The organism is Methylomarinum sp. Ch1-1 (assembly GCF_030717995.2).
Taxonomy (GTDB): Bacteria; Pseudomonadota; Gammaproteobacteria; order Methylococcales; family Methylomonadaceae; genus Methylomarinum; species Methylomarinum roseum.
Genome location: NZ_CP157743.1, coordinates 1,145,698 through 1,167,579, shown reverse-complemented (window position 1 = coordinate 1,167,579; position 21,882 = coordinate 1,145,698). Strand labels below are relative to the sequence as shown.

The window sequence follows — 21,882 nt, the reverse complement described above, 5'->3', positions numbered from 1 at the left end:
AATCTCATATTCCAAAGGGTTAAGACGGTATCAGCTAGCTCTGGAAGAACCATCTGATACCGTCTGGTTTCTTAACCCGAACTCAGGTTAAACACAGCAAAAATGCTCAAACCGGGAAACTTCAGTAAAAGTAGCCTGTCCCCTTTTCCATGCCGCCCCCTTTTCCATGTCCTCTTTTCCATTTTCTGTCCCATTTTTTGCCCTTTTTTCTGGAGTTCAAAAAGGGCATGGGGAGTGTTTGGCGAGGATGTCGGCAGAAAGGATGCTGCCGTCAAGCCCCCAGGGATGGGTTTACGGCGCTCCTCGACAGACACACCCCATGCCCTAAACACAGCAAAAATGCTCAAACCGGGAAACTTCAGTAAAAGTAGCCTGTCCCCTTTTCTCTCTATTGCAACAGCCTGATGAGTTTAAGGATAACTTCGATACTTAACCGCAGGGAAACAGAGGCGCTGAGTTCTTATTTAGTAAAGTCGTAGGTCATGTTGCCGCGCCAGCGGTTACGTGACGCTTCGAAATAACCGCACTAACTATTCAATATCTTTCGGGTTTTAGGCCACTGCGTCTCCTCAAGCGCCTACTTCATCCGATTCCGTCAACAAGCCGCGATGCGACATTGCTGATTCAGCGCTCCCTCTTGAGAATCAACGAGGTATTGATGCCGCCGAAGGCGAAATTATTGCTCATCAAATACTCGCAATCGATGCGGCGAATATCGCCGCTGATGTAATCGAGTTCCGCACAAGCGGGATCGACGTTATCCAGGTTAGCGGTCGGATGAAACCAGCCCTCATTCATCATTTGCACCGCCGTCCAGGCCTCGATCGCGCCGCAGGCGCCCAAAGTATGCCCTGTATAGCTTTTCATCGAGCTGATCGGGATGCGCTCACCGAACACCGCGGCCGTGGCATGACTCTCGGCGACATCGCCTAACTCCGTCGCGGTGCCGTGAGCGCTGACATAATCGATCGCCGCCGCATCCAGCCCGGCGTCCTGCAAGGCCAGCTTCATCGCCACCTGCATACTGTCGCTATTGGGCTGGGTCACATGCAAACCGTCTGAGTTGGTGCCGAAGCCGACGATCTCGGCATAGATAGGCGCGCCACGGCTAAGCGCGCGCTCTCTTTCCTCCAAAATAAACGTGGCGCCGCCTTCCCCGATCACCAAACCGTCGCGGTCTTTATCGAACGGACGCGGCGTCTTATTCGCCTCATCATTACGCAGACTGGTCGCAAACAAGGTATCGAACACCGCCGCCTGTGAAGCCGACAATTCGTCGCTGCCGCCGGCGACCATCACCGTTTGCAGCCCCTGCTTGATCGTTTCATAAGCATATCCAATGCCTTGACTGCTGGAGGTGCAGGCGCTGGATGTGGGAATGATGCGCCCGTTGATGCCAAAATGCAGCCCGATATTGACAGGGCAGGTGTGCCCCATCATGCGAATGTAGGAGGTCGCATTCAGTCCGCCCTTATCATAATTCAGCAGCATCTTGGTGAAATCGATCAAACCGTCGAAACTCCCGGAAGAACTGCCGTAAGCCACCCCTGTTTGCCCGCTGTGCAAACACGGATCATTCAACAGGCCGGCATCGATCAACGCCAGTTCCGACGCATAGGTCGCCAGCATCGCCACCCGGCCCATGCCTCTCACCTGCTTGCGGCTATAATGCGACGGCCTGGAAAAATCGACCGGCGCGCCCAGACGAGTGTTCAGACCTTTGTATTTATCCCAATCGTCCATGTATCGAATGCCGGTCGTTTGCGCTTTCAGCCTTTGCGCGACCGTCTCCCAATCATTGCCCACCGGCGTAATCGCGGCCATGCCGGTCACCACGACACGTTTCATCAGCACAGCCCTCCGTTAACCGAAATCACCTGGCGGGTAATATAGGCTGCATCCTCGGACAATAAAAAAGCCACCGCAGCCGCCACTTCTTTCGCGGCGCCGACCCGTCTCATCGGAATCATTTTTTTGATCTCGTCCAGCGGCAATTCCTCCAGCATTTCCGTGTCGATCAAACCTGGCGCGACGCAATTGACGGTGATGCGACGCTTCGCCAGCTCCAGCGCCAAGGCCTTGGTCGCACCGATGATGCCGGCTTTAGCGGCGCTGTAATTGACCTGACCACGATTACCGATCAAGCCGGAAACGGAGGACAAGGTCACGATCCGCGCCGGCTGACGCCGCCTGATCATCGGCATGATCAAGGGGTTAAGCACATTATAGAAGCCGTCCAGATTGGTATGGACGACATTGTCCCATTCCTCGCCGCTCAACGCCGGAAAGGCGTTATCGGCGGTCATGCCCGCATTGCAAACGACGCCATAATAAGCCTCATGCCGTTCGATATCTTGCGCTAATTGTTCCGCGCACTGTCGCCTGTCCGCCAGGTCGAACTGCAAGACCCTGGCCTCGCGTCCCATCTCGCCGATTTCGGCTGCAACCTGCTCCGCCTCGGCTCGACGGCTACGGCAGTGCACCACCACATCATATCCTTGCTGTCCCAAATATAGGGCAATGGCTCTGCCGATGCCTCGGCTGGAACCTGTCACCAAAACTGTTTTTCTCATACTATTCTTTTATTCGGTTATCACCCGGTTCACCGTCGAATCGGGCTGATAGACATTCAATTTGGCCGCCGCCACTATCCCTTCGGCGCTAATCCGGCAGTCAAAAACCCCTAGCCCCTGATCCTGCACCAAGCGTGTAACGGCGACGATGAGCACGGTTCCCACGGCAAACTTATCGACATTACAATCATAGCGCCGAGTCCCCAATAAGAAACCAAGATTAAGCGGTTTTCCGGCCAATCGGCGTTTCATGCCGCCCAAAGCCGCGATGGTTTGCGCCATATATTCTATGCCCAGCCAGGCCGGCACCGTGTTGGCGTCGGCGAACAGACCACCATCACGCACGATGACTTCGGCGCGCATCGTGTCTTCACCATAGTCGATCACCCGGTTCAACAACACCATATTGCCGGCATGCGGCAGCAATTCTTCAACTGAAAATTCCTTCATGTCCGGGAAACGATAATCGATATATTGTTGCCGCCAAAGGCGAATGAATTACTCTGACAATGCCTCATCGGTCTTCCCAAGACTTGTCCGGGGCTTACATAGTTCAAAGCCGGCAACGAGGAATCGATGACATCGTCATTGATATTCGGGACCAACAAGCCCGTTTGATCGTCTTGTGTCAACAATAACCAGCAGATCCCCAGTTCCAGCGCGGCTGCCGCGCCCAGGGCGTGACCGGTCATGCCTTTACTGGAGCTGACCGCCACCGCCTCGCCAAACACGCTATGCAGCGCCTTGCTTTCCATCGCATCGTTCAAAGGAGTCGCGGTGCCATGCAGGTTGACATAGTCGATCTGCTCCGGCCGTATCTTCGCATCAGTCAGCGCCATTTGCATCGCGGCGATCACCGCGTTGCCGGCGGGGTCGGGCGCGGAAAAATGATAAGCGTCGCTGCTGGAGCCGATACCTTGCAGGGTCACCGGCCCTTCATCCTTGCTCAACACGAACAAGCTCGCCGCCTCGGCCAGATTAATGCCGTCCCGGTGCCGACCAAAAGGTTTGCAACGTCCGGCCGATACCGATTCCAATGCATCAAACCCGCATACGGTAAAACGACACAAGCTGTCGGCGCCACCGACGATGACGGCGTCGCAGAGTCCCAAGGCGATCAATCGACGCGCCGAGGCGAACGCCCTTCCGCTGGATGAACAGGCGGTCGAAATGGCGTAAGCCGGTCCAGTCACGCCCAACAGATGAGCCAGGAAGTCGGCGCCGCCGGCAAACTGCTGTTGTTTGTAATGAAATTGTGGCGGTTTGGGACGCCCCCGGGCGATCTCAGCCAGCGCCAGCTCGGTATTTCTGACGCCGGACGAGCTGGTGCCGATCACCACGCCGACCCTCGCTTTTCCATAACACCTAATCATGCCGTCGACCGTCGGCAAAATCTGATTCAGCGCCGCCAACAGCAATTGATTGTTTCGGCAAGCGTAAACACCATATTTGGACTCGATCTCCGGCAACTCTCCCTGTACCGCCCCCACATAGAACGGCTGACCGGGAGAGTACTTATCGGTTCTGATCAATCCGCTACGGTCCCCGGCCAGCAGGCGAGCCAACATGTCTTTGCCATCATTGCCGGCGGCCGACAGGATGCCAAGGTCATTCAGATAAAGCTTCAAGCCGGTCATGCCTCGCGACAAAGTTCAACCAACGTCCTCAAGCGAAGTCGGGAGTTTTTAACATAGGGATTGCTTTCATCCCACACATAACCGGCCAGTATCGAGCAAATCATCTGTTTAATATTATTTTTTTGCTCGGCCTTCTTCAGATGACGATAAAACACCACATCCTGAAAACCGCCGTCATACCATGAGGTCACGAAGGTGCGAAACGTTTCCACGCCTTTTTGCAACGGTTCGGCAAAATCGCGTTGCCAGTCTACCGGCTCACCGCTTAGTTGCCGGTCCAACACCTCGACCGCCAGGCAAGCCGACTTCATCGCGATCGTCACGCCCGAGGAAAAAACCGGATCGAGGAACTCGCCGGCATTGCCCAGCAATGCATACCCCGGACCGTGCAAACTTGTGACATTGGCGCTGTAACCGTTGAGGCTGTTGACCGCTGTATCAAAGCGCGCATTCTGCAACAGCGCCGACAGCCCGGGCTCCTCGGCGATAAAACGATGCAGGACCGCCTGCTTATCGTCACCTGGAGAATCGAAAACCTGTGTTTCGCCGACCACCCCGAGACTACAACGCCCGTTACTGAACGGAATCAGCCAATACCAGACATCGCTGAGTTCGGGATGAACGATAATGCGAATTTTATCGCGGTCATAGCTGGCGTCATCGATACGGTCTTCGAGGTGGGTAAACAAGGCCTGACGCATCGGAAAATCGGAAGGTTTTTCCAGAGCCAGCAAGCGCGGCAGCACCCTGCCGAAGCCGCTGGCGTCGAGAACGAAATCGCCGGCCAATTGATAATCCTGTCCGCTAACCAGATCACGAACCGTCAACTCCGGCTGACCGCCAGTAAAATCGGCCGCGATTACCTGCTGTCGCCAGCGAATTTCACAGCCCATACGCTGAGCCTCATCGGCCAGCAAGGCGTCGAAGCGGTCGCGCTGCACCTGATAGGTAAAATCGAAGCCCGGGGTATACTTGTCGGCAAAGCAAAATTCAGAATATTTATCGCGATGCAAGAAGGCCGCACCGGTTTTCAGCTGAAAACCGGCCTCTCTGACCGCATCGAGCATGCCTGCCTGCTCGATGAATTCCATGCATTGCGGCAACAAACTCTCGCCGATACTGAAGCGGGGGAAAGCCTCGCGTTCCACGATGGAGACCTGATAGCCTTTGTTATTCAATAATGCCGCGGCGATAGCGCCGGCCGGGCCTGCGCCAATGATAATGACGTGCGCTCTATCCCCCATGAATCCAGCCTGCTTGCATCTCCATGATCATGCTATCTATCTCTCTAAAAAAATCCATCGCAGACCATGCCTGCAATATTTAAGCGTATCGGCCCCGGCTTTCGCGGCCCCTTTCTCGTTAACCTACGTGACTATTTTAGCTCTAATCAGCTATCATTTAAGCAATTAAGTATACCCTACAAAAGCCATGAAAAAGAAACTACGCGATTTTATCTTTCAGGAACTCGTTTTTGTCGCCGACCCGCAGCAATTCGGCGATCACGATGATCTGTTGGAAGCCGGACTGGATAGCATGGGCATCATGCGCCTGATTATGTTTATCGAGAATGAATACGGCGTCACCCTGCCCGACACCGAAATTGAACCGGATAATGTGCAGACCTTTGCTGCGCTGGAACAATGGATCTTACGGCATCAAAACAGATGAGCATTAACAAGGAAACTATTCTGGAAAGACTGAACCCGGCCGACAGTTTCACGCTGGCAATGGATGAGGAAATTCGCCACGACGGCCTCGCCGGCAGTTACGGCTGTTTTGCGCTGGAATTGAGCAACATGCCCGATACCGATGCGCTGTCTCAGCGCATCGACGAATTCACCGAACGCTTTCCGGTCGCCCAGGCCTGCCTACGGCAAATCGGCCGCCGCTATTACTGGTGCAAACGCGACGAGCCGCCAACGCTGTTTTTCGATCACCGCTGTCCGGAAGGTCAGCACGAGGACGATTTCCAGCGAGACGTCATCGACCGGCTCATCAACGAAAAACAAGCCCGTGAAGACACCACGCCTATCGAATTTCATCTGATAAGTGGCCCGACCCAACAGACTTTTTTCACCCGCTGGATCCATCCGTTCTGCGATGCCCGCGGCGCAGACCTGATCCTGAAATACCTATGCACCGCCGATGAAGCAAAACGCCGGCAATTCGGCCAACCCGAAACCGATCCCCTGGTTAACGTGCAACTGGGAAAATATCGCTGGTGGCAAAAAATTGGTCTGCTGTGGAAAGGCAAGCGTTATATCGACAGCCTGGACAGCCTGAAAAGCATCCAGCCTTTCGACTGTGAAGCGCCTCCTCAACGCCTGAACTACAGCATCCAAAGGCTCAGCGAAGAACAAACCGAGCGGGTCATCAAACTTGCCAGGCAACACGTCGGCTTGACCGGCACCAGCCTTTATTACATCGGTTGCCTGATGCGCGCATTGGCAAAGATGGCCCCCGATAACCCGGGCGCCGCCTATTGCGCGCCCTATGCCTTCAATTTGCGCAAGCAACGCGCCCTGACGCCGATGACCGGCAACCATGTCTGCGCGTTATTTGCCCAGGCCCCCCGAGAGCTCGTCGAAGACCGGCAAGCACTCTTCGACCATCTGAAACGACAAAACGTCCAGGTGATACGTCAACAACTCGACTATGCCTTCCTGCCGTTGATGTGGGCCGGTAGCTGGTTGTCACTAGCCGAATACGGCAAGACCCTACGCCTGTCTTATGGTTCCGGCAAGGAGCGCAGCTCCTTCTGGTTTTCCGATATCGGCCGGCTCGATATCCCGGCGGGCAGCTTTCCCGGGGCCGAGATCCGCGGCGTTTACCCTGTCTGTCAAGTCACGACCCCACCGGGGCTGGCCTTCCTAAGCAGCATCTATCGCAACCGCTTGACCCTGAGCTATAACTTCGTCGAGCCCATCTGCAATCCCGACCAGATCGAGCAATTACACCGATTAATGTTGGCGGAACTGCTGGGAGAAGCCGCCTAAGTCGCTTTCGCGCGCCAATCTTAAAACAAGGGCCAATATCTGCATAAAATGTCGCTACTCACCGCTTTCCACCGACAATGCCAACGCGCGCCGGACCACATCGCCTTCGCCGAAGGTCAACGCCGGTTCAGTTATGCTCAGGTCAAACAACAGGCCAGCGTACTTGGCGCCTATCTTGCGCAACGGAACATTCAAGGCCAGCGCGTCGTCATCGCGCTGGAGCGCGGCATCGACGCCGCCGTCGCCATTATTTCGGCATTGGGCGCAGGCGCCTGCTACATTCCGCTAGACACTAAAAATCCGCCTAGCCGGCTAAATTTCATCGTCAACGATGCCGCCCCTCATTGCGTGATCGGCAAGGGAGCCTGTCCCGAATGGCTGGAAACTCCGGATCTGTGGCTGAATATCGATCAGCCGCCTCCGGCGCAGGCCGCTGATTGGCCTTTAACGATAGCTAACGAAGAAACGCTGGCCGCGATACTCTATACCTCCGGCTCCACCGGCGCCCCTAAGGGCGTCGCCTTAAGTCACCGGGCGATGCGCAATTTCGCCGACTGGGCTTCTTGCACGTTCGCCATCGGCGCCGGCGACCGCATCGCCTCACTGGCGCCGTTTCATTTCGATCTGTCCGTATTCGATTTGTTCAGCAGTTTAAGCGCCGGCGCAGCCGTCCATTTCGTGCCGACCGGCCTGACCTTGTCGCCCAGTCGGCTGACAGCCTGGCTCAGCGATCAGCGCATCAGCGTTTTTTATACGGTGCCGTCCTTACTCGGCTTTATCGCTCTAAAAGGCTCACTAGCTGACAACGCGCTGCCTGACTTGAAAACGATATTGTTTGCCGGCGAAGTATTTCCGACGCCTCAATTGAAAAAACTGTGCGAATTACTGCCTAACGTCGATTTTTACAACCTCTACGGACCGACTGAAACCAATGTCTGCTGTTATTGGCCGGTAGAACGGGATCGCCTGCACGATGATCAAGCCGTTCCGATCGGGATGCCCGCTTGCGGCGCCGTCTTGTCTGTCGATGCGACAACAGGCGAGTTGCGCGTCAAAAGCGCCAACAATCTAAGCGGCTATTGGCAACATGGCCGTTTGACGCCGCCGGCGCTGTCGGACGACGAGTTCTATGCGACCGGCGACAAAGTATCGTTAAATGAGCGGGGCGAATATTGCTATCACGGCCGCCTCGACCGCATGTTGAAATGTTCCGGCTATCGGGTTGAACCGGCGGAAATAGAGTCTGTCATAATGACATGCCCGGCAGTATCTTCCTGCGCGGTAACAGGCATCCCGGACAGCGCCAGCGGCCGGCGACCGGCCGCCGCCCTAGTACTGAAACCCGGCGCCACATTGAACGACGTCGTCAAGACGGCCAAACAAAGACTACCGGCCTATATGCACCCTTGCAAGTTCATTGTGCTGGAATCGCTGCCTTGTTTAAGCAACGGTAAGACCGATTATCAGACATTGCAACAGCAACTGGAGAACTCCTGAATGAACATGGATCTGAGCGAACTGCCCTGTAAAGACGATGCCACGGCCTCCTTGGGCCGTTTTCTCTATTGCTCTCGCCAGGGCTTGCTGAAACACGCCATCCCATCCCGTCACAACGGTTACGGCAACCGTTTCGCCGATTTGGTGGAGGCGCATGAAGCACTGGGTAGGGCCTGCCAGGATACCGGCTTAGTCTTGTCGATCAACGCCCACCTGTGGGGAGCCCTGTTTCCTCTTCTCAATTTCGGCAGCGTTGAACAGCAAGAACGCTACTTAAACAAATTGATCAGCGGTCGTCTGGTCGGCGGACATGCCATTACCGAGCCACAGGCCGGTTCGGACCTTAATGCGCTGACGATGAACGCCGAACGATGCGAAGAAGGTTTTATTCTGAACGGCCGCAAGCGCTACATCACCAATACGCCGATCGCCGACATGCTGGTCGTTTACGCCCGGTTGGACAATAAATTATCGGCCTTCATCGTGCATAGCGATGATGACGGCGCCAATTTTTTGGATTATCCTCAGGTCTCCGGCTGCCAAACCGCACCGATGGGCGATGTGATATTGGAAAACTGCCGCGTTGCCGATGATCGACTGCTCGGTAAATCCGGCGCCGGAAACCTGATGATCCAACAGGTCCTGGAATTGGAGCGGGCGTTTATTTTCGCCGGCATTGCCGGCGTCATGGAATGGCAACTGGACAGTGCGGTCGAATTCAGCCGTGAACGCAGAATCAACGGCGCCCACTTAGGCAGGAACCAGGCCATTAGTCATAAAATTGCCGACATGAAACTGAGGCTGGACACGATCAGGCTGTGGGTTCATGAATGCGCCCGGTTGAAAGACAATAACAAGCGTATTTCCCTGGCCAGCGCCCAGACCAAACTCTATGCCGCCGAGGCCTTTCTGCAGTCCAGCCTGGATGCAGTCCAAATCTACGGCAGTTGCGGCCTGGTAACCGGCAGCCCGATGTCCGAACTGGTTGGCGACGCCCTCGCCAGCCGCCTGTTTTCCGGCTCCTCGGAAGTGCAGAAAAACATCATCGCAGCCCTGCTTGGAACCGGCGAAGGATTCAAGGTGAGCAATGTTTAGCCCGGATATTTCATGAAGAGAGATGACTTATACAACCAAACTTATTACCAATTTGTCAGGAAAACATGCCCCCCTATTTAATCCCAATGTATTCTTACTACATAACGATTCAGATTCTTTAAGGATTTAAGCAGCAGGTCATTGATTTCTCGGGACTGCAACATTTGACCATCAGGGACGATGGAAATGCTGATTTTGCAGGTAGAAAATTGCTCCTGCAATTTTACATGTCCGCCTCCCTTGGCGGTCGGTCAGAGCAAAAATCTGCCTGTTGCAGACAGCCCAATAAATCAATAACCGACTCCCTCTGATAAAACTACGCAAAATAATTACCCTAAAGACTTATTTCAAAGACCAAGGCCGCCATGAGAAATCACCGGGCTTAGAGATGACGACTTTATGCTTTAGCCCTTGTCGCCATTGCCTATCGACATCAGCGCGACCACCAGCATAATAATAAACAGTATCGGCGAAAAATAAGGCGCCACCAGCATCAGCCCTCCAAAGGCAAAAAGCAATGCGAGAAAAAAGAAAAATACGCCGACACCGAAGCACACCAACAACATCAGTACAGCGCTGAATATCAATACCAGTAGCATGACCGGAATTGCCGCCAAACCAGCCCAGGGCTCCGGCACCGGCTCCCCGTTTATGATCAAACTCAGCTGTCCAACGCCAGGATGAAATAAATACACCAGCGCCGCGATCAATATACCGAGGAATAAGACCTTGGCAATCAGATGACTGTTTGGATGATTCATCATGCCCTCCCATTGACTATGATGACTCAAGTGATTTTGCAGCATAATCTATTAACTAAACTCAAAACACCATTATTCGATAATTATTAACCATGTCAGATAAACAAGACCGCAATTTCGACAAACTAATCGACAAATTCGAACAAAAGATCTATTCGACGGCAAAGGGCGACTGGCGCTTGAAACTGATCAAAGAAGATCTGGGTTTTTTGCATCAACGGGTCCCATTGGATATCTGGGATGCCGGCTGCGGCTTTGCCCAGATCGGCCAATGGTTTGCTGAACAGGGGCACCGGTTGACCTTATGCGATCTGTCGAAAAAGATGCTGCAGCGCGCACAGGAAAATTTCGCCGAAGCCGGTTTGCCGGCCGAATTTCATCACCGGCCAGCCCAATCGCTGGCGGCTGAGTTGCCTGATTTCGATGTCGTACTGCTGCATGCGGTGCTGGAATGGCTGGCCGATCCGTTGACCAGTTTGCGAACCATAGCTCAGCGAGTGCGCCCCGGCGGTTATTTGTCGCTGCTGTTTTATAACCGCAACGCGATGGTTTACAGCAATACCTTGAAAGGTGGCTGGCGCTTGAAAAACCTGCTCAACGACAGTTATCTGGGCAAGGGCAGCAAGTTAACCCCGCCCAACCCGCAATATCCCCATCGCGTTATCGCCGAACTGGAACAGTGTGGTTTCGAGACGATCCGCCATACCGGCATTCGTGTCTTCCATGATTATTTAACGCCCGAGGCGCTGGCGCACAGTGCGCAGGATGAATTATTCGCGCTGGAATACCGTTATTGCCGCATGCCGACTTATCGCGACATGGGCCGCTATGTGCATATCCTGTTTCGGCGTCAGTAAAGGGGCATATCGGCCAACATAAGCATAAACGCGCCTTCCTTAACTATGTCATTTCACCTACAAACTGCGGCTAATAACATAGCAATCTATTATTAATGAATTAATGACTAATACAATTCACAGACTTAAGAATGGCATGAATACTGCTGACTGACTTGTAACCAAACCAACGTTTGGTCTTAGTGACTCCATTTTGAGGTAATGAATGAAAACAAAAATCCTGACAGGCTGCTATGCCTTCACCTTAATGCTTTCGGCTCAACCGATGGCTTGGGCCGCCGATATCAACTGCGCCGATGCTTCCGCCCCCAAAGGAAAAATACCGATGTGCGACGGCGTTCCGGCGACTTGCGTCGGCACCGGAGAGGATGATTATATCGTTGGCAGCGATGGCGATGACGTGATCTATGCCGGCAACGGTAACGATGAAGTCTATGCCGGTGACGGCAATGACATCGTTTGCGGCGGCAACGGCGACGACATGCTCGATAGCGGGATTGGCGACAACACCTTGTTGGGCGGCAACGGGGACGACTATTTGTCCGGCAGCCGCCGATCAGAAGACCGGGACATATTGATCGGCGGCAACGGCGATGACACGTTACATGCCCATCCCGGCGACGATACCCTGTATGGCGACCGGGGCGACGATTTTGTCGGCGCGGGTCCCGGCGATGACAACGCATCCGGCGGCCCAGGCGATGACTTTCTGGGAGGCGGTCCCGGCGACGATATCCTCGATGGCGGCACCGGCACTGACAGCTGCATAAGCGGCCCTCGCAGGGACGACGACACGGTAACAAACTGCGAGTGATTTAACCAAACAGCCTTCGGTGCTGACCCAAGGCTGTCAGCCCTACAAGACAACATCTAACCTGCCATTTCCAAAAATGGCTATATATCTAAACCACAGGTTACCTGAAACAGAGGCTTTCCTGTTAGGTTTTCGAGATTGTCGACAGCAGGGATGCTAGCGCCAAGGCTACAGGGAGGGTATTAACGCCGTATCATGAAAGAAAGCCTGACAGGAAACAACCGGCGGTAAGCTCAGCCATTTTTCCAAAAGCGCCCTCGTCAGTCAAAAATTCAGTGCTTCGATGGCCACGCTAGTGCGTCCGGAAAAGTTTTCTTCGAACTGGCCAAGCACGCCCGCTTCCCTGGCCAGACGGCGGAAATTGTCCGAGCGATTGGTCATTTCCGAAGCGACTAGAATCAATTCCAATTCCAACGGCGGCAGCGACTTCATCAGATTTTTCACCAATCCCGGATTGACGCCGTTGCTGCCGAAATCACCCAGCGACAAAGCGCGCGAAAAACCGTAAAACTGCTGCATGCGACTTTCGCATAGCTGACTGTAGCGCAAGCGTTGTTTGCTGTTCTTCAACGACTCCTTGATCGCCAGCGTTGCGGCGGCCGCGTTGTACAAGGCGTTCTGCACGCCGTGCGAAAAGATGGGGTCGACAAAGGCGCCGGAATCGCCGATACAATAGTAGTTTTCACCGCAGACATTAGTCGAATAATAGGAATAATCCGGCCTGAACTGCAATGACCCCTCGATGAAGCTTGCCGGCTCCAGCAATTGACTCAGATATGGCAAACTCGCGCAGGTTTGCTTGAAAAACACCTCGCGCTGTCGACGGTCCATGCCGCGGGTGCGATCGGTCGGCACGATCAAGCCGACGCTGGTTTTACCCCGCAACACGATATGCCAAAGCCAACCGCCTTCAAACGACATCACCAAGGTTACCGGTTTGACGTTGGTCAAGTCCTGTTCCGCATGACTGCAGCGGTCGACGCCGACGAAGCGGGAATTGTGAAAATACCCCCATAACGCCAAGAAATTCAACTGTGAGCTAATAGTCTGACGGGACTTAAATTGATTGGCCAGAAAAGAGCTGTGGCCGCTGGCGTCGATGATATATTGGCAACGAATTGCGCCGTCATGATTACCATGGCCGCGTTTGTCGGTATAAAAGGCTTGCGGCCAGCGGCTATCGCCGAAATCGATGTCTCTGACCGCCACCTCATTAAACACCGAAGCGCCGCAGCTTTCGGCATGCTTCAACAAAATATCGTCGAAAATGTCCCGCTCGACATGCAGGCCCGGCCGGGTATAGCCGAAATCGGAAAACAGAATCTGATGGATTTTGTCGTCCCAGACGGTAATGCCGCCGGCCTTGGCCAGGAAGCCTTCTCGCTCGATTTTTTCCGACACGCCGGTCATGTCGGTATATTTCCAAATATGGGGAATCAGGCTTTCGCCGACCTGATTCCTGGGAAAAACGGCGCGCTCCAGCAACACGACATCGATGCCGGACTGCGCCAGATGGGTCGCAGCACTGCTGCCGGCCGGCCCGCCGCCTATCACCAGCACGTCACATGAACGGGGAATTTCTGTCATGACTGTGTTTTATAGATCCCCTAACACGGCATGTGAACTCGGATGAGCCAGCCATTCCGAGACATCCCTTCCCAAAGCCTTGACGCAGCGCCCTAGAATCGCGCACGTGCCTTTATAAGCGCCAAACATGCCGCCGCCGGAATAACGCCGTGCTTTAAAATCTCCCAACGGCTTGCCGTTTTGGCTTAACGTGCCGTTGATCACCACCGATTTGGCGCCTGACCAGGCTCCGCCGGCGCCCCCCTGCACCTGCTCAATTTCCACCGTCATGACCTGCGCATCGGCGGTCGAGGCTTGGCCGTCGATGATGATATTCGCGTACTGGTCGGCCGCGTATTGCTCTATGAATTGAGCCAATTTACCATCCAAGTTACATTCCTGCTTCACTGCCTCCCTGATATAGGCATCCTTGTTGAAACCGATCGGTTTGATGATCAAGGTGCCAGTGCCGGTATGCTGAACGGCCTGAGTTGACTGTTTACCGTTGGTCGCGCAGCCGCTTGCCGCGAATAGAACGACAAACAACGTCAAAAAACTGTATTTCATATTTCCACCCAATAAATAAAAATTGCAATCAAGTAAACTTGCAAGAATAGCATTTCTATTTATAGGCTGTGCGACTTTTTCCAGTCCGCTTTTAAGGAAACACCGCCGCAATCAATCGACGGAAAATTGTGACGGGTCACCACGGATCGAGACCGTTGCGCCATAAATTCGCCTCGGCCTGTCTACGCTTATGCAAACCGGAACTGGGGCCCCACAATCGCTGCATCGATAGAATCTGGTCTTCAACGTCAGTCAGAATCATCTTCCTTTTCAATTTATGCAACGCGGGATTATCGGCCTGGGCCAGGATATTCCTGATTTCGCGCATTTCTCTTCTGCGCGGCCCTTTTAGGCTATTGCCTCGATTGAAAACGATACTGACCAGGGCGGAACGACAGAGGGCGGGCAACCCATCCAGTGAAGGATAAATCATCTGTGTTTCCTGATAAAACCTGGGCAGCGTTCCCTCGACAAAAACCGGCCAGGCGAATTTAAAGGGAATCTCGAAGTCCATTTTTTTTAATTCTTTGACCCTTTTTTTACTGCCTGGTTTGCCGATATCCTTAGCTAACTCATCCAGCATGTTATCGGGAAGCCGATCGCCCCATAACATCCGAAAGTCGTCCTCCGAATTAAACCTTAGGTCATAACCGACACCGATGGTGATGCCGCTGGCTAAACCGGGAAAATGCGGCCATCGAGTGACGGCATGATAATAGGCCAAACCGCCGGTTTCCTCCTTGGCGATAAAGGCCACGCCATTGGTCGCAAGTTCTGGGCAGGGATCGGGCTGACTTTCCAGCCATTGCCAGAGCTCATCATCGACCGTACCGGTGCTCAGCCGTCCGATGATGTCCTGGGCATAGCGGACGCCTCTTTCCGTGCCGCTGCCGAAATCGCCATCGACAACGAGCATCGCACCGACCTTATTCAGATGAGTCTGAAGCTCCCTAACCGCATCCCCTTTATCGCCTCTGTTCAGTTCCGGATAATTCATCTCCCCTCCTGCGCTCAATCAACATGGCCTTGAAGTCATTGCTGCTTAAATAACTTATATCAAAAATCAAGGTCGTGGTGATGAAATATCCGAGCGCCTCCCCCGACATAGTCAACGACCTAAGGGATTGATATCGCCGACAGCGGCCAACAATTGCGGCATCGAAAAGGACAGATCCGCTTGTTTAGCCAATAACGAAACATCGCTGTGCTCGATTAAACCGACAAAGACTTCGGCCAATATTCTGCTGCCCACCGGCCCCAGACGATTGCCGTCATGCCTGACCTTGGCTTCCCGCAATATGTAATACCATAACGGCGTCTGACGATGAAAACCGTGAGCATTAAGTATCTCGTCATGGGCTCCCCCCAAGATGTCGTCGTCGGCGATCGGATCGATCGCGATACCTGCCGCTTGCATCGCATTCGCCACCTCCTGACCGCTGGGTAGCGAGACTAACCGGCCTCTCAACAGGTTTCGGGTCGCCAATGAAATAAAAACAGGCGGCACATTGGTTTTTTGAAATTCGGGCAGCGTTTTTAGCGCGAAGGATAATTTTGTATCGATTTTGCGGGTGAAATTCAAGTCCTCATGACTCACTATCCCCGCCACTTCGGCGAAGTCATAGAACCGTGTCCAATCGATAATCCAGTTCGACGGCAACGTCGGCTTGCCAAAAAATGGATCATCGCCATCGCCGCGCGTACCGCTGACTTCGGAGAATTCAAACAGCAATTCGAAAGTCGCCGGCACCGCCGATGAATTGAACACCTTGTTCCATTCATAAACCGGCCGCACCAAGCTGTGCCCCAAGCGATAGGCGCCGACCGAAAACTCTATCGGCATACAATGCCGATGTTCATCGCGATAAAGTTTCCTGCCGTTAGCCAACACATCCTGCAATACCTCCGGCTCGACCAGTCTCGGCAGAAAATCGGTCAAGACGATGCTTTGATAATGCAGTATCACTTGTTCCCTAGCAGCCTTAAACAAGGCTTCACCGGTCAGTTCAGGATGCTTGACCGCGATTTCATCGGCCTGTTTATTATGAAATTTAATAAACGCCAAATGAGTCTGCGCGACAGCCAGATTTTCATCATTACGACCGTCTCCGATAATCGCCTTCTTCATAATATCCCGCGGCAAATCATTAGGAAATCCGCCGACAATCGGACCGCCCGGTTCGCCTTCCTCTGTCGCGCTGGTTAACCCGACTTTCAGGTGGACGCCGTCCTCCTCGTAAAGCATCGGACTCTGCTGCGGTCCCAAGCCATAGAGACTGTCCAAGTCTAGCGCCGGCGAACGCATGATATCGATGCCTTCCGGATCGACCGCGCCCATCTGCGTCAAAGGCGTGGGATCGCTGGTGATGTCATGATCGATAAACTGGCCCAGATAGGTATATCCCGCCGGGATATCGGTGTCCCCTGAGCTGTCGATATTCATCGTTGTTTCCGTTTCCATCGCCATACCTAGCTCGACCAGTCCTTCCGCATCGGGCTGGTCGCCGCGTTCAAATAGGCGACAAAATTTTCGTCGCGGTTTAGCCGGTTGCTCGTCATCGGGCCGGTCAATCGGGTCGGGTTTAGGAACGACAAACCAAGGACAAAATTTCTTAAAAATCCTCAGTAACGCTTCGACGGGAAATAACGCGCCCTTAACCCAGCCTTCTTTATCGAAAAAATAACTCTCTGCGCCGTGTTTCATGACATCACCTCATAAGTATTTAATAACTGACGAACCGAACAACCGTTACACGTCATAACCGCTAGCCTACACCCAAAACTCTTACGTCTAACTTAAGCCGCACAAGCCTGGCCGACATCACATCGGCTGGCTAATGGCTGCCCCCAAATATTACTGACCTCGATACATGCACTGTTCGAGGTCCAAGCTGGATTATGGCGCCTTTGTCAGGGCATAGGCGTCGCCTTGAAACTTGCAGTCAGTACGCAACACCTAACGCCTGCAGCGTTTCCTTAGTTATCGCGCCCTCAGCCAGTCCTTTCTGTTTTTGAAAGTTTTTCACAGCCGCCATTGTTTGCGGCCCCATCATGCCATCGATGGGTCCCGGGTTAACGCCTGCATCCGACAAGGCCTGCTGGATTTTGCGTACTAGCGCTGGCGTAGTCTCCACGACCTCCGAGGAGGCCTTGCTTGTCGCCGCCTTGCCTGTTGCAACCGCTTGACTAGATTCTGTTTCGGCCGTAACACCTAAATCCTGAGCGACTTCGGCTGTTTCTTCGACGGTCAGCTCCGCCGCGCTTTCAACCGCTTCGGCTGATTTTTTAACTGCGGACTCTGTCATATTCCCGATGGCTTCACTTTTCCTGTCGATCGTTTCCATGGTTTTATCCGTCATTTCCGAAACGGGTTTAGTCGGCACGCTCTCGGCAGCGGCTTGCTCTGGCTGATTGCTGGTTTCTTTCTGCTCATCGCCACAGCCGGACATGGATGCGGTAACGGCTAGCAGAACAATGATTCTTGCGTCGATGTAATATGTCTTCATGGTTTACTCCTGATGATTTAAAAAACAAAGGCCCTTGATCCGGGCGTAACCTCAAGGTCGACAACCAATTGCTTGGCTAATGCACTGGAAAGAACTCAAATCAGATAGTTATTCGGCGGCTTTATTCAAGGGGCGTTGGCCGTTGCACTCAGAACAGACTTAAAGGGAAGCGCAAGGAGGCGTTCTGAACCGCCAAGATTAATGGCGCCGCAGAACGGGGCGGCAAATCAATACCTTTCGCCAGCCACCGCTAAAGCCTAGAGATTAGCTACCAAATCTATAACATAAATTACTTGAGACATCATATACTTGTTTTCCAGTAATTTGAATTTAAACCTCGCGGCGGCCCACCTCTGTCAGGATAGATATAATGTTCGGGGTAACATTCAGCTGGACGAGACATTCGCCCCGGCCACATTATTTTTTTGCTCGGACAATAAACGAACCATTGACACCTTTATATCGATGCGACGGGAGCGCATATTCCATAAGCTCTAAGACAGCCATCGTCTGATCAATTTTTCCAGTTCCAGAATAAAAAACAGCGCCAGCCCGATGCCAAAGATTTCCAGACCATGAATAAAGTCGATTGGACGGGTATCGAAAAAATCCTCCATGAAAGGCGCATAAGTAAATATGGCTTGCAGCGTAATGACTACCGCAATGGCAATCAAGACAGCCTTGGAGCCGAACAAATGCCTTAAAGACAGCGAAGAGCCGCTCAAATAGCGCACATTGAGCAGATAAAACACCTCCAAAATGACCAAGGTATTGACGGCATAAGTGCGACCCTCCTCGAGTGTCGAACCGTGTAATTGACTCCATAGAAAAATGCCATAGATGCCGGCAAAAAACAGCAAGGAAACGAAGCTAATGCGCCACAGCAGGAATCCGGACAGCATTGACTCGTCTTTGCGTCTGGGCCGGCGTTGCATAATACTCGGCTCGGAAGGTTCGAAGGCCAATGCCATGGCCAGTGCGACCGAACTGACCATGTTGACCCACAGAATCTGCAGCGGCGTGATCGGCAAGGTTAGACCGGCCAAGACCGTGGCGATGATGCTCATTGATTCACCGCCGTTGACCGGCAACAAAAACAGTATTGACTTTTTCAAATTGTCGTAGACGGTTCGGCCTTCCCGAACCGCCCGCGCGATCGAGGCGAAATTGTCGTCGGCCAACACCATTTCCGCGGCCTCTTTTGCCGCTTCGGTGCCGGTTCTGCCCATCGCAATGCCGACATCGGCGCGTTTTAGGGCCGGCGCATCGTTGACACCGTCACCGGTCATCGCGACAACCTTGCCGCCGGCCTGCAATGCGGTGACTAACCGTAATTTATGCTCCGGCGAAGTTCGTGCGAAGATATCCACGCGCGCGGCGACTTCGATCAACTCATCGTCACCGATTTCACTCAGTTCATGTCCGGTCAACACGTCATCATGGTTTTTAAGATGTAATTGCGCGGCAATCGCGCGGGCGGTCGCGGCATGATCTCCGGTGATCATTTTGACGCGGATGCCGGCGGCGCGGCATTCCTCGACGGCTTGAATTGCCTCATCGCGGGGCGGGTCGATGAGCCCTATCAGTCCCAACAAAATCAGGCCGTCGTTCAGGTCGGAAAAATTCAGCTCGGTTTTGCCGGCCTCCACCGGCTTATAGGCTATCGCCAGAACACGCTGGCCCAAAGAGGCGATTTGATCGATCCAGCCGGCCCAATGAGCAGGATTGATGGGCACATCGTCCTCTTGTTGCCGTTGCAAGGTGCATAGCTCGATCAAACGTTCCGGCGCGCCTTTGACGATGATGAAATCATGGCCTTTGTGATCATGGTTCAAAGTTGCCATGAAGCGGTGTTGGGCATCGAATGGAATGACATCGGTGCGCGCGTTTTGACGCTGCAAGTCGGCCGGATCGAGTCCGGCCTTGATGGCGGCCGCCAACAATGCGCCTTCCATCGGATCGCCGTCGGCGATCCATAGTCCGCCTTTTTGTTGTAAGGAAGAATCATTACACAAGGCGCCCATTTTGACGATGAGTTGCAAAATGGGGCGCTTGGCTATCGCGACATGTTCGCCGCCCGAGAAAAAATCGCCTGACGGCTCATAACCGACACCGCTGATTTCGTAAAGTTTGGCCGAGGTCACGATGGATTTGACGGTCATTTCGTTGCGGGTCAGTGTGCCGGTTTTGTCCGAAGCTATGATCGATACCGCACCCAGCGTTTCGACGGCGGGCAGCCTTCGAATGATGGCATTACGTGAGGCCATGCGTTGCACGCCGATCGCCAAGGTTACCGTCAGAATGGCGGGTAGGCCTTCCGGAATGGCCGCAACCGCAAGACCGACCACGGTCATGAACATCACCGACGGGTCGGCGCCTTGAACATAAAAACCGAACGCGAAGACGCTGCCGGCAATCAACAGTATGGCCATGGTCAGCCAACGGGAAAAGACCGAGATTTGTTTAAGCAGCGGCGTCGTTATGGCTTCGATACTCGATATCATACCGCTGATGCGGCCGATCTCGGTCTTGCCGCCGGTCGCCACGACGACGGCTTTGCCGTGACCGGCGGCAACCAACGTTCCCGAATAGGCCATGGAAAAGCGGTCGCCCAGAGCTACATTGGCTTCGACCGCTTCAGCCGACTTTTCCACCGCGACCGATTCACCGGTCAACACGGCCTCTTGTATTTGCAGGCCCTTGGCCGAGAGCAGGCGCAAGTCCGCGGGAACTTTATCACCCGGTTCGAGCATGACGATATCGCCTGGAACCAGATTTTCGGCCGGAATGCCGATACGATGACCGTTCCGTAGCACCGTCGCGCGCGGAGCCAACATGTGACGTATGGCTTCGAGCGCTTTTTCGGCTTTGCCTTCCTGCACGAAACCGATGATTGAATTGACCAAGACGACGGCAATGATCACATAGGTATCGACCCAATGGTCCAGCAACGCCGTGACGACTGCGGCGCCGATCAGCACATAGATCAGCAGATTGTGGAATTGAGCCAGAAAACGTAGTAGAGGGCCGCGGGTTTTCGTTGGCGGTAAGCGGTTGGCGCCGTATGTCCGTAAGCGCTGTTGAGCTTCCTGATCGACCAAACCATTTTGATCGACGCGCAGTTTATCGACGACTTGATCAATAGATAGGCTATGCCAGTTCACCTGTTCGATCGATTTATCTTTTTTGCTCATGTCATCCCCTTGGTTTTAAGGCTTCAACATGAAAGACAATAGCATAGCGGGATATTCCTGACCCTTAAAAAAAAGGGGACAGATTTATTTTTCGACCCTATTTATTTTTTCAGGAATGGACCCGCCCACACTGAGTTGGATAAAGCCAATGCGGCAAGGGTAAACAGTAAAAGAACGGAGCCCGCTTTTCTATTTTATAGGGTTACTATCAGTCAGTGCATACCAACCAACGGCAATTCTATAGATCATCCACAGCAGTGTTGCAATCAAGCTAAGAATACCGACGCCAAATTCAAAAGTAAGTCCAGAAAATGCAAAACCAGCCAAGGCTACCCAAGCAGTTTTGATTTGCCAATCGAAATGAGATTTCAGCCATGTTCCTTGCACTTCATTTCGCTTGTAGAAGTTAATCGCAACACCCACAAGCAGTGGCAAGCCTGCAAGCATGAAGGTTAAAATCTGACATAGGTAAACCGTGGCCGCCAGTCTTTTTAATTTCTGCAATTCCTCGGTCTCTTTTTGTTCGGTCAATTTATCATTCATGGAAGTACCTGCTGTGTAAATTTTTGTAGGTTCAATCGATTGCAAACTTTTAGCAACTTTTTTGACTGTCAGACCGTATTACACGGCGCTGCTTTAGCGTTGCAGTTTCAAGCATTGAGACTACCATAAATCGTAAATTGACAAAGACTATTTTGTAAAAAACCACCTAACGATAGGTACTTTTTTAAGATTCCTTAAACTTATCTGGGTTGGCATGATAGAGAGTAATCTAATTTCAGGTTCTAGTAGGACTTATTTATACCGTGACCATCA

General features: G+C 53.2%; 19 protein-coding genes. 6 read left to right on the top strand and 13 right to left on the bottom strand.

Annotated features, from left to right (window positions below):
- Positions 1 to 624 precede the first annotated feature (624 nt).
- From Q9L42_RS05760 to Q9L42_RS05740, 5 genes are read right to left on the bottom strand one after another with little or no spacing between them, the layout of a single operon-like run.
- On the bottom strand, positions 625 to 1,848 hold the full coding sequence (locus tag Q9L42_RS05760) for a beta-ketoacyl-ACP synthase (protein WP_305909378.1): 1,224 nt from the start codon (positions 1,846 to 1,848) through the stop codon (positions 625 to 627).
- Positions 1,848 to 2,573, bottom strand: coding sequence for a 3-oxoacyl-ACP reductase FabG (gene fabG, locus Q9L42_RS05755; RefSeq protein WP_305909379.1), 726 nt, complete (start codon positions 2,571 to 2,573; stop codon positions 1,848 to 1,850). Before fabG ends, Q9L42_RS05760 begins: the two co-directional genes overlap by 1 nt.
- Before the next feature lie 9 nt (positions 2,574 to 2,582).
- A complete protein-coding gene (locus Q9L42_RS05750; RefSeq protein WP_305909380.1) occupies positions 2,583 to 3,023 on the bottom strand; it encodes a hotdog family protein in 441 nt (146 codons plus the stop codon).
- Positions 3,020 to 4,222, bottom strand: coding sequence for a beta-ketoacyl-ACP synthase (locus Q9L42_RS05745; protein ID WP_349432255.1), 1,203 nt, complete (start codon positions 4,220 to 4,222; stop codon positions 3,020 to 3,022). Before Q9L42_RS05745 ends, Q9L42_RS05750 begins: the two co-directional genes overlap by 4 nt.
- Positions 4,207 to 5,454, bottom strand: a complete 1,248-nt coding sequence (locus tag Q9L42_RS05740; protein WP_305909382.1) for an NAD(P)/FAD-dependent oxidoreductase — start codon at positions 5,452 to 5,454, stop codon at positions 4,207 to 4,209. The genes Q9L42_RS05745 and Q9L42_RS05740 overlap by 16 nt, the downstream gene beginning before the upstream one ends.
- Before the next feature lie 187 nt (positions 5,455 to 5,641).
- On the opposite strand from Q9L42_RS05740, the gene Q9L42_RS05735 reads away from it, so the two are divergent.
- From Q9L42_RS05735 to Q9L42_RS05720, 4 genes are read left to right on the top strand one after another with little or no spacing between them, the layout of a single operon-like run.
- Positions 5,642 to 5,881: an acyl carrier protein gene (locus Q9L42_RS05735; protein ID WP_305909383.1), complete on the top strand. Its 240-nt coding sequence runs from the start codon at positions 5,642 to 5,644 to the stop codon at positions 5,879 to 5,881.
- Complete coding sequence (locus Q9L42_RS05730; protein ID WP_349432252.1) at positions 5,878 to 7,209, top strand: hypothetical protein; 1,332 nt, start codon at positions 5,878 to 5,880, stop codon at positions 7,207 to 7,209. The genes Q9L42_RS05735 and Q9L42_RS05730 overlap by 4 nt, the downstream gene beginning before the upstream one ends.
- Before the next feature lie 48 nt (positions 7,210 to 7,257).
- Complete coding sequence (locus tag Q9L42_RS05725; RefSeq protein ID WP_305909386.1) at positions 7,258 to 8,706, top strand: amino acid adenylation domain-containing protein; 1,449 nt, start codon at positions 7,258 to 7,260, stop codon at positions 8,704 to 8,706.
- Positions 8,707 to 9,801 (top strand): acyl-CoA dehydrogenase family protein, encoded by a 1,095-nt coding sequence (locus Q9L42_RS05720; RefSeq protein ID WP_305909387.1) that lies wholly within the window; start codon positions 8,707 to 8,709, stop codon positions 9,799 to 9,801.
- A gap of 404 nt (positions 9,802 to 10,205) precedes the next feature.
- On the opposite strand, the gene Q9L42_RS05715 is transcribed toward Q9L42_RS05720, so the two are convergent.
- Positions 10,206 to 10,607 (bottom strand): hypothetical protein, encoded by a 402-nt coding sequence (locus Q9L42_RS05715; protein ID WP_305909388.1) that lies wholly within the window; start codon positions 10,605 to 10,607, stop codon positions 10,206 to 10,208.
- A gap of 47 nt (positions 10,608 to 10,654) precedes the next feature.
- Here Q9L42_RS05715 and Q9L42_RS05710 point away from each other — a divergent pair, with 47 nt between their 5' ends.
- Together Q9L42_RS05710 and Q9L42_RS05705 are read left to right on the top strand one after the other, a co-directional pair.
- Positions 10,655 to 11,419, top strand: a complete 765-nt coding sequence (locus Q9L42_RS05710; RefSeq protein ID WP_305909389.1) for a methyltransferase domain-containing protein — start codon at positions 10,655 to 10,657, stop codon at positions 11,417 to 11,419.
- A gap of 205 nt (positions 11,420 to 11,624) precedes the next feature.
- On the top strand, positions 11,625 to 12,233 hold the full coding sequence (locus Q9L42_RS05705; RefSeq protein WP_305909390.1) for a calcium-binding protein: 609 nt from the start codon (positions 11,625 to 11,627) through the stop codon (positions 12,231 to 12,233).
- Between the two features lie 264 nt (positions 12,234 to 12,497).
- On the opposite strand, the gene Q9L42_RS05700 is transcribed toward Q9L42_RS05705, so the two are convergent.
- The 7 genes from Q9L42_RS05700 to Q9L42_RS05670 all read right to left on the bottom strand — a co-directional run bounded on the left by Q9L42_RS05700 (position 12,498) and on the right by Q9L42_RS05670 (position 21,609).
- Entirely contained in the window at positions 12,498 to 13,820 is a 1,323-nt protein-coding gene (locus Q9L42_RS05700) for an NAD(P)/FAD-dependent oxidoreductase (protein ID WP_305909391.1), read from the bottom strand.
- A gap of 9 nt (positions 13,821 to 13,829) precedes the next feature.
- A complete protein-coding gene (locus Q9L42_RS05695; RefSeq protein ID WP_349432248.1) occupies positions 13,830 to 14,366 on the bottom strand; it encodes a hypothetical protein in 537 nt (178 codons plus the stop codon).
- Between the two features lie 136 nt (positions 14,367 to 14,502).
- Positions 14,503 to 15,363 carry a peptidoglycan-binding protein gene (locus Q9L42_RS05690; RefSeq protein ID WP_349432246.1) on the bottom strand — a complete coding sequence of 287 codons (861 nt, stop codon included), beginning with the start codon at positions 15,361 to 15,363 and terminating at the stop codon, positions 14,503 to 14,505.
- A gap of 111 nt (positions 15,364 to 15,474) precedes the next feature.
- Positions 15,475 to 17,070, bottom strand: a complete 1,596-nt coding sequence (locus Q9L42_RS05685) for a peroxidase family protein (protein ID WP_349432244.1) — start codon at positions 17,068 to 17,070, stop codon at positions 15,475 to 15,477.
- A gap of 238 nt (positions 17,071 to 17,308) precedes the next feature.
- Positions 17,309 to 17,872 carry a peptidoglycan-binding domain-containing protein gene (locus Q9L42_RS05680; RefSeq protein ID WP_305909398.1) on the bottom strand — a complete coding sequence of 188 codons (564 nt, stop codon included), beginning with the start codon at positions 17,870 to 17,872 and terminating at the stop codon, positions 17,309 to 17,311.
- A 494-nt stretch (positions 17,873 to 18,366) separates the two neighbouring features.
- Positions 18,367 to 21,066 carry a cation-transporting P-type ATPase gene (locus Q9L42_RS05675; RefSeq protein ID WP_305909399.1) on the bottom strand — a complete coding sequence of 900 codons (2,700 nt, stop codon included), beginning with the start codon at positions 21,064 to 21,066 and terminating at the stop codon, positions 18,367 to 18,369.
- Between the two features lie 189 nt (positions 21,067 to 21,255).
- Positions 21,256 to 21,609, bottom strand: a complete 354-nt coding sequence (locus Q9L42_RS05670) for a DUF4870 family protein (RefSeq protein WP_305909400.1) — start codon at positions 21,607 to 21,609, stop codon at positions 21,256 to 21,258.
- Positions 21,610 to 21,882: the final 273 nt, after the last annotated feature.

Excerpts from the sequence above, each read along its gene's own strand:
- Q9L42_RS05760 (WP_305909378.1), bottom strand. The coding sequence starts at position 1,848 with ATGAAACGTGTCGTGGTGACCGGCATGGCCGCGATTACGCCGGTGGGC.
- fabG (WP_305909379.1), bottom strand. The coding sequence starts at position 2,573 with ATGAGAAAAACAGTTTTGGTGACAGGTTCCAGCCGAGGCATCGGCAGA.
- Q9L42_RS05750 (WP_305909380.1), bottom strand. The coding sequence starts at position 3,023 with ATGAAGGAATTTTCAGTTGAAGAATTGCTGCCGCATGCCGGCAATATG.
- Q9L42_RS05740 (WP_305909382.1), bottom strand. The coding sequence starts at position 5,454 with ATGGGGGATAGAGCGCACGTCATTATCATTGGCGCAGGCCCGGCCGGC.
- Q9L42_RS05735 (WP_305909383.1), top strand. The coding sequence starts at position 5,642 with ATGAAAAAGAAACTACGCGATTTTATCTTTCAGGAACTCGTTTTTGTC.
- Q9L42_RS05730 (WP_349432252.1), top strand. The coding sequence starts at position 5,878 with ATGAGCATTAACAAGGAAACTATTCTGGAAAGACTGAACCCGGCCGAC.
- Q9L42_RS05725 (WP_305909386.1), top strand. The coding sequence starts at position 7,258 with ATGTCGCTACTCACCGCTTTCCACCGACAATGCCAACGCGCGCCGGAC.
- Q9L42_RS05720 (WP_305909387.1), top strand. The coding sequence starts at position 8,707 with ATGAACATGGATCTGAGCGAACTGCCCTGTAAAGACGATGCCACGGCC.
- Q9L42_RS05715 (WP_305909388.1), bottom strand. The coding sequence starts at position 10,607 with ATGCTGCAAAATCACTTGAGTCATCATAGTCAATGGGAGGGCATGATG.
- Q9L42_RS05710 (WP_305909389.1), top strand. The coding sequence starts at position 10,655 with ATGTCAGATAAACAAGACCGCAATTTCGACAAACTAATCGACAAATTC.
- Q9L42_RS05705 (WP_305909390.1), top strand. The coding sequence starts at position 11,625 with ATGAAAACAAAAATCCTGACAGGCTGCTATGCCTTCACCTTAATGCTT.
- Q9L42_RS05700 (WP_305909391.1), bottom strand. The coding sequence starts at position 13,820 with ATGACAGAAATTCCCCGTTCATGTGACGTGCTGGTGATAGGCGGCGGG.
- Q9L42_RS05695 (WP_349432248.1), bottom strand. The coding sequence starts at position 14,366 with ATGAAATACAGTTTTTTGACGTTGTTTGTCGTTCTATTCGCGGCAAGC.
- Q9L42_RS05690 (WP_349432246.1), bottom strand. The coding sequence starts at position 15,363 with ATGAATTATCCGGAACTGAACAGAGGCGATAAAGGGGATGCGGTTAGG.
- Q9L42_RS05685 (WP_349432244.1), bottom strand. The coding sequence starts at position 17,070 with ATGAAACACGGCGCAGAGAGTTATTTTTTCGATAAAGAAGGCTGGGTT.
- Q9L42_RS05680 (WP_305909398.1), bottom strand. The coding sequence starts at position 17,872 with ATGAAGACATATTACATCGACGCAAGAATCATTGTTCTGCTAGCCGTT.
- Q9L42_RS05675 (WP_305909399.1), bottom strand. The coding sequence starts at position 21,066 with ATGAGCAAAAAAGATAAATCGATCGAACAGGTGAACTGGCATAGCCTA.
- Q9L42_RS05670 (WP_305909400.1), bottom strand. The coding sequence starts at position 21,609 with ATGAATGATAAATTGACCGAACAAAAAGAGACCGAGGAATTGCAGAAA.